The organism is Ruegeria sp. YTSA105 (assembly GCF_059610225.1).
Window position 1 is genome coordinate 106896 of record NZ_JBXWNE010000001.1, and the last position, 13463, is coordinate 120358.

At 55.7% G+C, this 13463-nt stretch carries 15 protein-coding genes and 1 tRNA gene; 9 read left to right on the forward strand and 7 right to left on the reverse strand.

Annotated elements, in window-relative coordinates; all coding sequences use genetic code 11:
- Window positions 1-39 precede the first annotated feature (39 nt).
- Both AC2FH2_RS00570 and AC2FH2_RS00575 read left to right on the forward strand, forming a co-directional pair.
- Window positions 40-795 (forward strand): glutathione S-transferase family protein, encoded by a 756-nt coding sequence (locus AC2FH2_RS00570; protein ID WP_496822537.1) that lies wholly within the window; start codon window positions 40-42, stop codon window positions 793-795.
- Between the two features lie 81 nt (window positions 796-876).
- Window positions 877-1296, forward strand: coding sequence for an HIT family protein (locus AC2FH2_RS00575; protein ID WP_496822538.1), 420 nt, complete (start codon window positions 877-879; stop codon window positions 1294-1296).
- Window positions 1297-1311: 15 nt separating this feature from the next.
- Here the strand turns inward: AC2FH2_RS00575 and AC2FH2_RS00580 are convergent, their stop codons facing one another.
- Window positions 1312-1725, reverse strand: a complete 414-nt coding sequence (locus AC2FH2_RS00580) for a MerR family transcriptional regulator (protein WP_281972282.1) — start codon at window positions 1723-1725, stop codon at window positions 1312-1314.
- Between the two features lie 81 nt (window positions 1726-1806).
- Here AC2FH2_RS00580 and AC2FH2_RS00585 point away from each other — a divergent pair, with 81 nt between their 5' ends.
- Window positions 1807-2733, forward strand: coding sequence for a cation diffusion facilitator family transporter (locus AC2FH2_RS00585; protein ID WP_271946444.1), 927 nt, complete (start codon window positions 1807-1809; stop codon window positions 2731-2733).
- 292 nt (window positions 2734-3025) lie between these two features.
- Here AC2FH2_RS00585 and lipB read toward each other — a convergent pair whose 3' ends face one another.
- Both lipB and AC2FH2_RS00595 read right to left on the reverse strand, forming a co-directional pair.
- On the reverse strand, window positions 3026-3685 hold the full coding sequence (gene lipB, locus AC2FH2_RS00590; protein ID WP_496822539.1) for a lipoyl(octanoyl) transferase LipB: 660 nt from the start codon (window positions 3683-3685) through the stop codon (window positions 3026-3028).
- 38 nt (window positions 3686-3723) lie between these two features.
- Window positions 3724-4383, reverse strand: a complete 660-nt coding sequence (locus AC2FH2_RS00595) for a DsbA family oxidoreductase (protein ID WP_271946450.1) — start codon at window positions 4381-4383, stop codon at window positions 3724-3726.
- A 142-nt stretch (window positions 4384-4525) separates the two neighbouring features.
- Between AC2FH2_RS00595 and AC2FH2_RS00600 the strand changes: the two genes are divergently transcribed.
- A tRNA-Leu gene (locus AC2FH2_RS00600) sits at window positions 4526-4612 on the forward strand.
- A gap of 160 nt (window positions 4613-4772) precedes the next feature.
- Here the strand turns inward: AC2FH2_RS00600 and AC2FH2_RS00605 are convergent.
- The 4 genes from AC2FH2_RS00605 to AC2FH2_RS00620 are packed head-to-tail and all read right to left on the reverse strand — an operon-like array spanning window position 4773 to window position 7885.
- Window positions 4773-5543 (reverse strand): ABC transporter permease, encoded by a 771-nt coding sequence (locus AC2FH2_RS00605; RefSeq protein ID WP_425595839.1) that lies wholly within the window; start codon window positions 5541-5543, stop codon window positions 4773-4775.
- A complete protein-coding gene (locus AC2FH2_RS00610; RefSeq protein WP_496822760.1) occupies window positions 5543-6256 on the reverse strand; it encodes an ABC transporter permease in 714 nt (237 codons plus the stop codon). Before AC2FH2_RS00610 ends, AC2FH2_RS00605 begins: the two co-directional genes overlap by 1 nt.
- A gap of 47 nt (window positions 6257-6303) precedes the next feature.
- On the reverse strand, window positions 6304-7077 hold the full coding sequence (locus AC2FH2_RS00615; protein ID WP_271946456.1) for a transporter substrate-binding domain-containing protein: 774 nt from the start codon (window positions 7075-7077) through the stop codon (window positions 6304-6306).
- Window positions 7078-7108: 31 nt separating this feature from the next.
- Window positions 7109-7885, reverse strand: a complete 777-nt coding sequence (locus AC2FH2_RS00620; RefSeq protein ID WP_142634458.1) for an ABC transporter ATP-binding protein — start codon at window positions 7883-7885, stop codon at window positions 7109-7111.
- A gap of 96 nt (window positions 7886-7981) precedes the next feature.
- On the opposite strand from AC2FH2_RS00620, the gene AC2FH2_RS00625 reads away from it, so the two are divergent.
- The 5 genes from AC2FH2_RS00625 (at window position 7982) to AC2FH2_RS00645 (ending at window position 13459) form a co-directional block, all read left to right on the forward strand.
- On the forward strand, window positions 7982-8632 hold the full coding sequence (locus AC2FH2_RS00625) for a TetR/AcrR family transcriptional regulator (RefSeq protein ID WP_142634456.1): 651 nt from the start codon (window positions 7982-7984) through the stop codon (window positions 8630-8632).
- Complete coding sequence (locus AC2FH2_RS00630) at window positions 8629-9816, forward strand: pyridoxal phosphate-dependent aminotransferase (RefSeq protein WP_496822540.1); 1188 nt, start codon at window positions 8629-8631, stop codon at window positions 9814-9816. Before AC2FH2_RS00625 ends, AC2FH2_RS00630 begins: the two co-directional genes overlap by 4 nt.
- On the forward strand, window positions 9813-11408 hold the full coding sequence (locus AC2FH2_RS00635; protein ID WP_496822541.1) for a 5-guanidino-2-oxopentanoate decarboxylase: 1596 nt from the start codon (window positions 9813-9815) through the stop codon (window positions 11406-11408). The genes AC2FH2_RS00630 and AC2FH2_RS00635 overlap by 4 nt, the downstream gene beginning before the upstream one ends.
- An 18-nt stretch (window positions 11409-11426) precedes the next feature.
- Entirely contained in the window at window positions 11427-12209 is a 783-nt protein-coding gene (locus AC2FH2_RS00640; RefSeq protein ID WP_496822542.1) for a dimethylarginine dimethylaminohydrolase family protein, read from the forward strand.
- Window positions 12210-12475: 266 nt separating this feature from the next.
- Window positions 12476-13459 (forward strand): glycosyltransferase family 2 protein, encoded by a 984-nt coding sequence (locus tag AC2FH2_RS00645; protein ID WP_271946474.1) that lies wholly within the window; start codon window positions 12476-12478, stop codon window positions 13457-13459.
- Window positions 13460-13463 lie beyond the last annotated feature (4 nt).

The window sequence follows — 13463 nt, forward strand, 5'->3', positions numbered from 1 at the left end:
CGAAAAAGAGCACAACTTTCGGCAAATGGAGGAGACCGGATGGTTCTGAACTACGTGGCGACCGAAAAGGCTCAGGCGGCCACCGGGCTACGCATGATCGTTGTCGGAGGTGTGCCAAGCCCTTGGAGCGAAGCCGCAAAGAGTATTTTTCACGTAAAACGTCTGCCTTGGCTGCCAGTTTATCTGGACCATCAGGACCGGGCGCAGACCATCTGGGCGCAAACGGACAGCGCACCGGTTGTGTTCTGGAAAGATGAGGCACCGCTTTCCGAAACGGCCGATATTGTCGCCTTGGCACAACGAATCGCGCCTGAACCAGATTTGTTGCCAGCATCAATGGCGCCCGACATTCTCGCCTTCATTGACTTACTTGCGGCCCCAAATGGATTGGGCTGGCAAAGGCGGCTTCAGCAAATCCATGCTGGTATGCGAGGCCAAGAAGGTGGGTTCCATCCCAAGATTGCCGACTATCTTGGCAAGAAATACGGTTATGATACAGAAGCAGGTGAAATGGCTGCCGGTCGCGCTGATGGAATATTGAAACGCGTCAGTAGCAAGCTCGCAGAAAGTGGTGATTTTCTGTTTGGCAACACGCTCACTGCAGCAGATATCTATTGCGCTGCCTTCATGGCTTTGTTCGCACCGTTGCCGGAAGAGTTGTGTGCTATGCGGCTGAGTACCCGAAGGGTTTTCGAGCATATATCCGATCCTGTACGGGATACTCTTTCGGCAGGTTTGCTGTTGCATCGGGACAGGGTATACCGCGATTTTCTGGAAACACCTTTGTCGCTCTGATCGCATGTGCATTGCGTCTTGACCGCCAAGGTGCGGCACCGCACAAACACCTCATGAAAAACGTCCAAACGGAGGCCGAGTATGTCTGCCTATGATCCCGATAACATTTTCGCCAAGATCCTGCGTGGTGAAATCCCTGCAAACCGGGTCTTTGAAGACGACGACACACTGGCCTTCATGGACATCATGCCGCGCACGGACGGGCATCTGCTGGTGATCCCGAAAACGCCTTGTCGCAACGTGCTGGATGCCAGCCCAGAACAGCTTGCTTCTGTGATCTCAACGGTTCAGAAGATGGCGCAGGCGGTGAAAGCGGCGTTTGGTGCGGATGGTGTCACCATCCAACAGTTCAACGAGGCTGCAGGTGGGCAAGAAGTGTTTCATCTGCATTTCCACGTTCTGCCGCGGCACGAAGGCGTTTCGATGCGACCGCCGGGCAATATGGGTGATTTTGACCTGATCGCTAAAAACGCCGGTAAAATCAAAGACGCGCTGGCCTGATCACCCGCTACAGGATCAGTGCGATCCAAGGCATTTGCTATGGTCGCCAAACGCGTTCAGCACTTCACATACATGGTCGTGGGTGCCGTCACAGGCGGCTGTGATGCGTTCCAGTTCGGCCTCAAGGCTGCGCAGCAATGTTATCCGGTTGCGCAGTTCAGTCAGCTGACGATCCGCGATTTCATGAACATGGTCCAGATCCGCCCCCTGCGCCCCTTCCAAAGAAAGCAACGCCTCGACATCCGGCAAAGGCAGGCCCAGATCACGCGAGTGGCGGATAAATTGGAGGCGTTTCAGAGCAGTCTCGTCATATCTGCGCTGATTGCCCGCCGTCCGATACGGTTTGGCCAACAAGCCTTTTTCCTCATAGAAACGGATCGTGGGCACCTTGACCCCGGTTTGCCGCGACAAATCTCCGATTGAGTACATTTTGTGCTTTTTGCCTCTTGAACCTCTAGTGACTAGAGGAATTACATAAGATGGCAGTTCAAAACAAAGATCTGATCTGCCATGTCACATAACCACACCCACTCTCACATTGATCCGAATGCCGGTGACCGGAGGGTGGTCGGAGCGATCGGCGTCAATATGGTATTGACGCTTGCACAAATAGTGGGGGGCATTTTGTCTGGCTCACTGGCCTTGATCGCAGATGCCTTGCACAATTTTTCAGATGCCATCGCGCTGATCATCGCGTTTTTCGCTCGTAAGATTGCGCGACGCCCGGCAGATCCAAGGATGAGCTTTGGTTATGGCCGGGCAGAGGTTGTGGCCGCTCTTGTTAACTACACCACTCTTGTCGTTCTGGCCGTTTACCTGATGTACGAAGGTGTCATGCGGTTTATAGAGCCCGAACCGGTGAATGGCTGGATCGTCGTCTGGATCGCAGCGCTGGCCCTGATCGTCGATCTGATCACAGCTGTCCTGACCTATTCGATGGCAAAGGACAGCATGAATATCCGGGCGGCCTTTCTGCATAACGTGGCAGATGCCTTGGGCTCCTTGGCTGTGATCGTCGCCGGAACCCTAGTTATCCTGTTCAACTGGACATGGGTGGACCCGGCCGTGACCATCATGATCTCGGTCTACATCCTTTGGCATGTGAAGTCTGAAATTGGCGAAACCATTCACGTCTTGATGTTGGGTGCACCATCCGACCTTGACCCAGAAGAGGTCGCTTCGATGATCGAGGCCACCGAGGGCGTTGTTTCGGTCCATCACGTTCATCTGTGGAGTATGCAGGAGCATGAACCTGCCCTGACTGCACATGTAGTTGCGACCAGCCACGCAGACGAAGATGCCAGGTGGCTTTCCACAACCATCAAGAATGCGCTGCAGGATCAGTTCGGGATTGGCCATGCAACGCTTGAAATTGAAAGTGGGGAAGAGGTTTGTGGCCATCCGGCCCGGTTTGGACATGACAAACACGAGCACTAAAAAAGAAATTGCCGTTCCGATTTGGGGTCGGAACGGCAGACTCGTAACCAAAACACATACCTGTTTTCCCAGGGTATACCTGCGATCACCGGCTTAACACACCACTCACTCTAGAACGGTAAATTCATACTAGGCGTTAATGGGACCCAAGTATTCATATTTGTGAAATTTAACTAGATTCCGTCGGAAACCAGACGGACCAATCGGGAATTGTTTCCAAATTATGAAGCAGAGCGGATCTGACGGCTGGATTGTAGTCGGTGCCGGGCTGTTTTTCGATTCGTGATCCGAGTTAATTCGCCCCCGCGGGTCCAAAAACCTCAGCGAAGGTTTTTCTAAGCGCGTTGTCCACATCATCCATCGCGACCGGAAGACCCAGATCGACCAGAGAAGTCACGCCATGGTTCGAGATGCCGCAGGGTACGATCCCAGAGAAATGGCTCAAATCCGGTTCGACATTGATCGAGATGCCGTGAAAGCTGACCCATTTACGCAATCGCAGGCCGATCGCCGCGACTTTGTCCTCGGCTTTTTCGCCTGCTGGCGTCAGCGGCTTGTCATCCCGTTGCACCCAGACACCAACACGGCCGTCGCGGATTTGCCCGGTCACGTTGAACTCGGCCAAAGCTGCGATCACCCAATTCTCAAGCTGCTTTACAAACTTGCGCACATCCCTGCCGCGTTTGTTCAGGTCCAGCATGACATAAGCAACGCGCTGCCCCGGACCATGATAGGTGTATTCACCACCGCGTTTTGACGTATAGACTGGAAATCTGTCCGGGTCTTTCAGGTCTTCGACCTTGGCTGAAGTGCCCGCTGTGTACAGGGCAGGGTGCTCAAGTAGCCAGATACACTCATCCGCCTCACCCGCCGCGATATCCGCCACGCGCGCCTCCATAAAGGCGATGGCCTCATCATAGTCGGTCAATCCGTCAGTAATCTTCCATTCCATGTCGGCTCCTTAGCGGCTGGATGCATGGATGGAAAGACCTAGGCTGCTTCGGTCAAACAGCGCTGCAGGACCTGTGTATAGCTGTCCGCCCCCTGCGCCCCAGTCAGCAGATACTTTCCGCCAAACACCATTGCGGGAACGCCGGAAATACCACGACCGGTCCAGTATTGCTGCTTCTCTCGAACCGGCGCGGCATGAGCACCTGATTCAAGCACCCTGCGCGCAGCATTCCGATCCAGACCGGCAGATTCCGCGGCCTCGAGCAGAACTTCAATATTCGAAACGTCCTTTTGCTTGGTGAAATAAGCCTCGAACAAGGCCAGTTTCAGTGGATGCTGGCGACCCTGAGCCTCGGCCCAGTCAAGAAGCTGATGTGCAGCAAATGTGTTTACGATGCGACTTTTTTCATCAAAGGCGAAGGTAAAGCCCAAGTCAGCCCCGATTTGTGTCAATCGATCTCGCATCGCTTGGCTTTGTTCCGTCGAGGAGCCGTATTTCTCGGCAATGTGCTCACGCAGGTTCTGACCCTCGGGCGCCATGTTTGGGTTCAATTCGAACGGATGCCAGCGCAGCTTTGCCAGAATATTTTGCTGTTTGAGCGCCAGATCCAACTGCCGGAATCCAACAATGCACCAGGGGCAAACCACATCCGAGACTATGTCGATCTGAACGATGGGGCGAGGGTCGGGCGAGGTCATGGCGGGGCTCCTGACGGGGTCATTTGGACGACAACCTGTTAAAGATAAGAGCGCCGAATGGGAATTCAAACCAACGTGATTTTTGCCTCTTCACATCTTGATCATCAAGGTCTATACGCCCCACTACCAAGTCACTAACAGTGCGGTCGTGGCGGAATTGGTAGACGCGCAGCGTTGAGGTCGCTGTGGGGTAACACCCGTGGAAGTTCGAGTCTTCTCGACCGCACCAAGTGATTGGATTTCATTCTTTTTAGGCCGAAATTCGCGACGCTCTGGGCGCCTTCAATCAACGATGCGAAAGCCGCCCACAAGTAGACAGCTGACAAGGACAGGTAGCTGGATAACTGTCCGATCTTAGAATTCAGGTTGTGGAACTATTCGGCGTCGACTTACCGGGCAGGGACCTGCAATTCAATTCGCCGGAATATCAGCGTGATGATGCCTGCAATGATCAGATAGATCAGCGCCAACAGCAACAATGGCTCATAGACAACAAAGGTGTCCGCCCGAATTCTGGACGACACAGCGTAGATCTCAACCACTGTTATCGTCGCCACCAGCGGGGTTGCTTTCAGCTGTAGGATCGTCTCACCGCCTAGTGTCGGCAGCACGCTGCGAATGGCCTGAGGCAGCCAGATCCTGCGGAACATGGTAAACCGAGGCATGCCAAAGGATTGCGCCGCTTCGAGTTGACCCTTCTTAACGCTGGCAAAGGCACCGCGCATGATTTCGCCCTCGTAGCCCGCGTAAGACAGGGTCAGGGCCAGAACCGCATAGGGCCAAGCCTGTCGCAGATAGGGCCACAGCTCGCTGCCGCGTATCCATGGAATCTGAGGGAAAAGCGATCCAAGCCCATAGTACAACAGCCAGATTTGCAGAAGAATTGGGGTGCCGCGAATGACGGTGCAGAACACTTTTGCCGGTGCCGAAAGGTACCAGGGACCAATCGCCTGAGCGAGACCCAGTGGAACGGCGAGCAAGAACCCAAGCACACAGGTGACGGCCAACAGCCAAATGGTCCTCCACAGACCTTCAAGCGCCAGCGGGGCATAGGTTGGAATCCAATCCCAGCGCAGTGAGACGGCGCACCAGATAACGAAAGCAGCAAAAAGTGCCATCAGCACGATCCGATGCGGCTGCATGAGTGCTCGCCAGTCCATTATCGGCTTCCTCCCTTCAGCGAAGGCTGCCCACGACGGGCCCATTTCTCGATACGCGCGAACAAGACACCGGAACAAAGCGTGACGATCAAGTACAAGGCACCTGCAGCAAGGAAGAAGGTGAAATAGGCGCGGGTGCTGGCCGCAGCCTGACGGGTCTCCAGCGTCAATTCGCTAAAGCCGACAATGGCCAGCAGGGCCGTATCTTTGGTTGCAATGAGCCACAGATTGGCCAATCCAGGCGTGGCAAAAGACATCATCGCCGGTATCGTCACCCGTCGCATCAGCAAAAGAGAGGGCATGCCATAGGCACGGGCGGCTTCGATCTGACCAGTAGGAACCGCTTGAATCGCCCCCCTGAGGACCTCGGTCGCATAGGCGCCCTGAACAATGCCCAAAACCCATATACCGGCGACAACGCCGCTGATTTCGACCCGGCCATATCCCATTGCCTGCGCGGCCTGATTGATCAGGTCGGTCCCGACGTAATACAGGATCAGGATCAGCACCAGTTCAGGCACGGCGCGCATTACAGTCGTATATATGCCGAGCAGGTCACGTGTGACCGGCCCGCCATATAGTTTTCCATAGGCCCCGAAAAGCCCGATGACCAACCCGAACCCGAACGCTCCAAAAGCGATCTGCAACGAGTTAGCGAGGCCACGCAGAAGGTTGCCGCCCCATCCCGGAGGACTAAGGGCAAGCAACTCCATGCTTTGGGCCAAACCCAGGCTTTCGAGGATAGCTTCCACGACGGATCTTACTCGCTGTAGATGCTGGCTGTGAAATAGCGCGAGGTGATTTCGTCATGCGTGCCGTCGGCAAGAATTGCCGCGATACCTGCATTCAGCTTTTCACGCAGCGCGTCATCGCCCTTGCGGACACCCGCGCCGACGCCGCGACCCAGGATCGAGACGTCATTTTCGACCGCGCCTTTGATTTCACAGCAGGCACCAGTGTCAGAAGAGACAAAATCTGCCATGGCGATGCTGTCGGCCTGGGTCGCGTCGATACGGCCGGCGAACAGATCCTGGTTGGCTTCGTCCTGAGTCTGATACACCCGGATTTCTGCGGCATCCTTGAAATGCTCGTTGGCATAGGCCTGGTGGATCGTAGAGGCCTGAATGCCGATGATCTTACCGGCCAGAGATTCTGGTGTCGGTTCAATGTCCATCGACTTGTCGGCGACGATAACGGCCGGAGTGTTGTAGTAAGGGTCGCTGAAATCGATCGTTTTCATGCGCTCTTCGGTGATCGACATCGACGCCATCAGGGCATCAATCTGCTGACCGGTCAGTGATGGGATGATCCCGTCCCACGCAACCGGAGTGATCACACACTCAAGCTCGGCGGCGGCACAGACCGCATCAATAACCTCGATCTCCCAACCGACCCATTCGCCAGAGGCATCCAGCGATGCGAAAGGCGGATAAGGCTCGGCTGCGATCCCGATCTTGACTTCATCTGCGCCAGCCGTTCCAGCCGAAAGCACAGCAGCAGCCAAAGCGGCCACGATTAGCTTTTTGTTTTTCATTGATATTCTCCCTGTTTGATATTTTGTTTGTTCAGCCGACTGATTTTAGGAATTGTTGCAGCCTTGCGGATTTCGGATTGTCGAAAAGTTCGTCGGGTGGCCCCTGTTCCTCGATCTTTCCTTCGAAAAGATACACAACATGGGTCGCAACCTCGCGCGCAAACTTCATCTCATGCGTGACCAGCAACATGGTTCGGCCCTCGGCCGCCAGATCGCGAATTACGGTCAGTACTTCACCAACAAGTTCTGGATCTAACGCGCTGGTTGGCTCGTCAAACAACATTACGCTGGGATCAACGGCAAGAGCACGCGCAATCGCAGCGCGCTGTTGCTGACCGCCTGACAGAAAGGAAGGGAAGGTATCCGCCTTGTCGCCAAGCCCAACGCGCTCCAGCAGCTGGTGCGCGCGCTTGATCGCCTCGTCCCGCGGTACTTTCAGCACGTGAACGGGCACCTCGATGACATTTTCCAGCAACGTGCGGTGGGTCCAAAGGTTGAAGGCCTGAAACACCATTGCCAGTCGGGTGCGGATGCGTTCCAGCTGACGCCGGTCCTTAGGCGTGCCATCCGGGCGCATCTCAATCGGCTCGCCGTTTACGACGATTTCTCCGGAACTGGGCGTTTCAAGGAAATTGATACAGCGAAGGAACGTTGATTTCCCCGAACCACTGCCTCCGATGATGGCGACGACATCACCCTGATGGGCAGTAAGTGAAACGCCCTTGAGAACTTCGAGCGAGCCAAAAGACTTGTGCAAGTCAGTGACCCGAATGGCTTCATCCGGCGTGGTTTCTGGGTCAGCGTTCATTTTGCAGTTTCATCCCTCTCAACCGTTTTTTTACTTGCAGCTTTAGCAAATCCCTACAATTATGCAACTGTATAATTATAATTTCTGGAAAGATAGATGTCGGATCACGCAACAAAATTCAAGCGAGAACCCGCGGAGCAGCGCAAAGAGGCGTTGATCCAGGCCACGCTGTCTTTGATCGCCGAGCAAGGTTTGCAAGGTGCGACCGTTCGGGCGATTGCCGAGCGGGCCAGTGTAACTCAGGGTCTGATCCGGCACTATTTTTCTTCGAAAGAAGATTTAATTACAGCAGCTTATGACTTTCATATGCGGCGACTGACGGATATGACGTCGGCCCCTGCAGACGGAGATTATAGCACAGCTAGATTGCGGCTGGCGACGTTTGTAACGACCGGGTTGACCCATCCGGTGGTCGATCCGGGGTCAGTGTCCCTATGGGCTGGCTTTTTGAACAAAGTTCTGGCGGACGACAAAATGCAAGCGATCCACGAACAGACATATCGGGATTTTCGTGACCGCTTGGAATCACTCATTGCAGATGCGCTGAACGAGGTAGGCATACCAGCCAGCCCGGCGGAACTGCGCAGGTTGGCTATCGCATGCAACGCCGTGGTCGACGGCTTGTGGATGGAAGGCGGCGCCCTGCCATACGCCTTTGAGCCGGATGAGCTGCCCAAGATTGGGCTGGCTTCGGTTGGGGCAATTATCGGTGTTGAATTGACGGATCTTGAGCAGAGGCAGACATGAAGAAAACAGCGATTACCGAACGCCTTGCCGGCCTGGGTGGCGCCAAATGGGAAGTTTATCTCAAGGCCAAGGAACTTGTCGAGCAGGGGCAGGATATCATCGAATTGACCATTGGCGAGCCGGATGTGCCAACGCCCACCGAACTGGTGGAAAGCGCTGTGGACGCTTTGCGCGCCGGGCGTACCACCTACTCCAATGGGCGTGGTGAGGCTGGACTGCGCTCTGCACTGGCCGATCGTTATTCGGCCAGATCCGGGCGCACGATCACGGATAATCAAGTGCTGTGTTTTCCAGGCACCCAGACCTCGCTATTTACCGTCCTGATGGGCGTGGCCGAGGCGGGTTGTGAGGTGCTGGTGGGCGATCCGATGTATGCAACCTATCAAGGTGTGGTACGCGCAAGCGGTGCGGATATTGTGCCGGTTCCATTGCGGCCGGAAAACGGTTTTCGTATTTCTGCGGATGATATCGCGGACAGGATTACCGCGAAGACCACTGCGCTTTTGTTAACCACACCGCATAATCCTACCGGGTCGATCCTGACACGCGAAGACATAGACGCAATCGGCAAGCTGGCTATCGAGCATGATCTATGGATCATTTCTGATGAGGTTTATGAAGAACTGATCTTTGACGGATCTGTGTTTACCTCACCCCTGTCGCGGTCCGAGTTGGCGGATCGGGTAATCGTCGTCTCGTCGATATCAAAATCCCATGCCGCCCCCGGATTCCGCAGCGGTTGGTGCATTGGTCCCGAGGAATTTACCGCGCGCCTTTTGTCGCTGTCGGAAACCATGCTGTTTGGAAATCAGCCCTTCATCGCCGACATGACCGAGACGGCTATTCGCAACGGTTCAACCGTGGCTGAAGGCATGGCGCAACGGTACGCCCGCCGCGCCCGGATGCTGAACGACAGGCTGCCGAACGAGACACATCTGCGTGTGCATCTTCCACAGGCAGGTATGTTTGCGATGATTGATGTCTCGGCCACAGGGATGAATGGAAACGAGTACGCCTTTCATCTGCTCGAACATGGCAAAGTCGCGGTGATGCCGGGGCCGTCTTTCGGTGACACGGTTGATGACTGGGTCCGTATCGCGCTGACGGTGGACGACGCGATCTTTACCGAAGCTTGTGACCGGATCGTTGCCCACGCGACCCAACTGCAACTGGAAAACGCATGACAAGCATTGGTGAGGCGCTGGTTGATCAACTGGTCAGGCGCGATGTGGATACCGTGTTTGGCATCCCCGGCGTGCATACGGTCGAACTGTACCGCGGGCTGGCCGCATCGGGCATTCGCCATGTCACCCCACGACACGAGCAGGGGGCAGGGTTCATGGCTGATGGCTATGCCAGAGTATCCGGCAAGCCCGGCGTTGCCTTTGTGATTACCGGCCCCGGTCTGACTAATACACTCACGGCGATGGGGCAGGCTCGGGCAGACAGCGTTCCGATGCTGGTGGTGTCGGGGGTCAACACGTTGTCCAGTCTTGGCAAAGGGCTTGGTCACTTGCATGAGTTACCGGATCAACGAGCGATGGCGCGCACAGTCGCTCTGTCATCGGACCGAGTTGAAAAGTCAGTTGAACTAGCCGCCGCGTTGGACCGCGCCTTCGCCCTGTTTCAATCCGGTCGCCCAGGGCCAACACATATCGAAATCCCGCTAGACGTTGCGGGGGACGAGTTTGCTGGTCCGACCGATGCTGCGAAAGGTCCCGTCGATAAGTCTCTTGATCCGACGCTTCTTGACCGTGCTGCCAAGCTACTGGGGTCGGCAAAAGCACCGGTCATTCTGGTCGGCGGCGGTGCGCGCAGCGCGGGCAGGTCGATCCGGCAGCTTGCCGAAGCGCTGGATGCGCCGGTTGTTCAAACCGTGAATGCGCGCGGGTTGATGTACGATCACCCGTTGAGCGTGCCAGCAAGCCCAAGCCTGAATTCAGTGCGTGCTTTGATCGAACAGGCCGACGTGGTTTTGGCTTTGGGGACTGAGCTGGGCCAGACGGACTACGATATGTACGCCACCGGCACGATGGTTGAAATGCCATCCCTGATCCGTGTGGACCTATGCCCCGATCAGCTGAAGCGCCACGCGGCGGACATCGCCATTGTTGGTGATGCGGCGATGGCAGCGGCCGAGCTTGTGGATCGGTTTGCCGCATCGCCCAAGTCGGCAAACGGTGCCGCGCGCGCGGCTACTTCGCGGCAGAACGCGGTCGAAGAAATCGGGCCGGAAATGCAGGCGTTACTGGATGTGCTGAACGCCATGCGCGATGCAGTCCCTAACGCGATCATGGTGGGCGATTCTGCTTATCCGATCTATGCAGGAAACCTGTACTACGATCATGATCGGCCCGGCGGGTGGTTCAACGCCGCGACCGGGTTCGGAGCGCTTGGATATGGCATACCCGCCGCGATCGGCGCTGCATTGGCGGACCCTGACGCTCCGGTCATTTGTATCGCAGGCGACGGCGGGGCGCAGTTCAGCCTTCCTGAACTGATGTGCGCCGTTGATGAAAAACTGCCGATCACCTTCGTGATCTGGAACAATCACGGTTATCAGGAAATCGCAACATCAATGCAGGCGGTCGGCGTGACCGTGCTGGGATGTGATCCGACCCCGCCGGATTTTGAAAACGTCGCCCGATCTTGCGGCATGCCGTTCTGGCGCACAGGCCCTGACCCGTTGGACGTGGCCCAAGCTTTGTCGTCTGCACAATCCCAAGATGGCCCGCGGCTTGTTGAAATCCGCGCGCCCAACCAATCACACTCTTGATGAAAAGTGAGACCGAAAATGACTGACCCGACCTATGAGTTCTCGCGCGCGATCACCCGTCGCCCAGCAGCGTCCATCACCGATGGTCTGCGTGCAGAAGATATCGGTACGCCGGACCTAGACCGAATGCTTGCATCTCATGCGCATTATGTTGAAACCCTCAAGAAAACCGAAGCAGAGGTTATCGAACTGGCTCCCCTTGAGTCGTATCCGGATGCCGTCTTTGTCGAAGATACCACACTGTGTCTTCCTCAGGGTGCGGTGATGATGCGCCCCGGTGCACCCAGCCGCATGGGTGAGGTGGCCGAGATGGAGCTGACAATCCGCGGCGTTTATGACGAGGTTCGGCAGATCGCTGGGCCCGGCCATATTGAAGGCGGGGACATTCTGGTAACGGGTCGCGAAATTCTGGTTGGCCGGTCAGATCGGACCGATGCGGCCGGTGTCGCAGAGCTGACCGAAATCGTTTCCGACTGGGGCCACACCGTACGCGAGGTTTTTACACCACCGGGCGTGTTGCACTTCAAAACGGATTGTTCGTTGCTGGATGGGGAAACCATCCTGTCCACGAAACGGCTGGACGCATCCGGGTGCTTCGAAGGATATCGGGTTCTGCATGTGGCAGAAGGCGAAGAAGCCGCTGCAAACTCGATCCGGTTCAACCAATTTGTCCTGGCTCCGGCCGGCTTCCCGCGTACCACCGAGATGTTGCGCCAGAACGGCTATGATGTGGTCGAAATCGACAATGTGGAATGCGCCAAACTGGATGGCGGAATGTCATGTCTGTCGCTGAGATTCTGACCTGATTCACGACGATTCAGAACCGACTAACCTTGAACCAGCCAAATGCGTCCTGCTGCAACCAAAGAAAGAGTGGGCGCATTTTGGCGTGATTAAGGTTAGCCGCTTCAACCGCTTGGATATTCATTCGAAATAGTATGATCCCTATCCAGTGGGTGTAGCTTTGCACCAGTTTCGCGCAGTATTTCTTTTGCACCCAAATCCCATCTCGCTCGTGCTTGCCGGGTTGTGTATGACTTGAGCAAAGAAGTTATGGCAGGAAATACATGTCTCAGGCGCTCACCGTATTCACGACGATGAAGAACGAAGGCCCCTATATGCTGGAATGGGTAGCATTCCACAAAACACTGGGAGTCGATCACTTTGCGATCTTCACCAATAGCTGTGAAGACGGCACGGATGCCATTGCCCGCAGGCTGCAGGAATTGGGTCTTGCCACACATGTCCCGAACGAGGTCAAAGAAGGGGGAAACCCGCAGCATCAGATGCTACGGCGCGCGCGGCGTCAGCCCAAAGTGAAAGAGGCCGACTGGCTGATGTGTCTGGATGTTGATGAATTCTGGAACATCCGCTGCGGTGACAACAGCTTTGCGGCGCTGATCGCAGAAACCGAACAGCGGGCCGGAAAGCCGGTGGATGCGATCTCATTCGCGTGGAAATTGTTTGGTAGTTCGGGGAATATCAGCTTTGAAGACAAACCTGTGACCGAGTCCTTTTCGATGGGGGATCAGGAATTCCCGTATCATTCCGGCCGGGCCTATGGTCTGAAAACCCTGTTTCGTAACAACGGAAAATTTACGCGGTTCGGCCCGCATCGCCCGAAAGGGGTCGAAGAAGGGAAAGAAAGCGAAATCGCTTGGTCCGATGCAGGTGGCAGGCTGTTTCCGTCCGAGAAGGTCGGGTGGCGCGCATGGAGGAAATTTGATCATTCGCTGGGGCGGATTCATCACTATTCCGTCCGGTCTTTGGATGGGTTTCTGGTCAAAAGGGATCGGGGCCGGACCAATCATATCCGCGTAGACCAAGGGCAAGCCTATTGGCAGGACATGAATGCCAACAAAGAAACAGATCACTCGATACTGCCAGCAGCACATCGCGCGGCCCCACTGCTGGCCGAACTGAAAGCCGATGAAGAACTCGGCCGCCTGCACGCGCAGGCATGTGACTGGCATCGCACCAAGATATCAGAGATCAAGTTGCGGCCTGACTGGGTGGATTTCCGCCTCTGGCTTGCGGAAAATCTGGTCTGATCAC

Bases quoted from the DNA above. Each gene is read 5' to 3' on its own strand.
- AC2FH2_RS00620 (WP_142634458.1), bottom strand. From the start codon at position 7,885: ATGAACGCTGACCCAGAAACCACGCCGGATGAAGCCATTCGGGTCACT.
- AC2FH2_RS00635 (WP_496822541.1), top strand. From the start codon at position 9,813: ATGACAAGCATTGGTGAGGCGCTGGTTGATCAACTGGTCAGGCGCGAT.
- AC2FH2_RS00595 (WP_271946450.1), bottom strand. From the start codon at position 4,383: ATGACCTCGCCCGACCCTCGCCCCATCGTTCAGATCGACATAGTCTCG.
- AC2FH2_RS00625 (WP_142634456.1), top strand. From the start codon at position 7,982: ATGTCGGATCACGCAACAAAATTCAAGCGAGAACCCGCGGAGCAGCGC.
- AC2FH2_RS00630 (WP_496822540.1), top strand. From the start codon at position 8,629: ATGAAGAAAACAGCGATTACCGAACGCCTTGCCGGCCTGGGTGGCGCC.
- AC2FH2_RS00605 (WP_425595839.1), bottom strand. From the start codon at position 5,543: ATGGACTGGCGAGCACTCATGCAGCCGCATCGGATCGTGCTGATGGCA.
- AC2FH2_RS00640 (WP_496822542.1), top strand. From the start codon at position 11,427: ATGACTGACCCGACCTATGAGTTCTCGCGCGCGATCACCCGTCGCCCA.
- AC2FH2_RS00585 (WP_271946444.1), top strand. From the start codon at position 1,807: ATGTCACATAACCACACCCACTCTCACATTGATCCGAATGCCGGTGAC.
- AC2FH2_RS00610 (WP_496822760.1), bottom strand. From the start codon at position 6,256: ATGGAGTTGCTTGCCCTTAGTCCTCCGGGATGGGGCGGCAACCTTCTG.
- AC2FH2_RS00580 (WP_281972282.1), bottom strand. From the start codon at position 1,725: ATGTACTCAATCGGAGATTTGTCGCGGCAAACCGGGGTCAAGGTGCCC.
- AC2FH2_RS00615 (WP_271946456.1), bottom strand. From the start codon at position 7,077: ATGAAAAACAAAAAGCTAATCGTGGCCGCTTTGGCTGCTGCTGTGCTT.
- AC2FH2_RS00570 (WP_496822537.1), top strand. From the start codon at position 40: ATGGTTCTGAACTACGTGGCGACCGAAAAGGCTCAGGCGGCCACCGGG.
- AC2FH2_RS00645 (WP_271946474.1), top strand. From the start codon at position 12,476: ATGTCTCAGGCGCTCACCGTATTCACGACGATGAAGAACGAAGGCCCC.
- lipB (WP_496822539.1), bottom strand. From the start codon at position 3,685: ATGGAATGGAAGATTACTGACGGATTGACCGACTATGATGAGGCCATC.
- AC2FH2_RS00575 (WP_496822538.1), top strand. From the start codon at position 877: ATGTCTGCCTATGATCCCGATAACATTTTCGCCAAGATCCTGCGTGGT.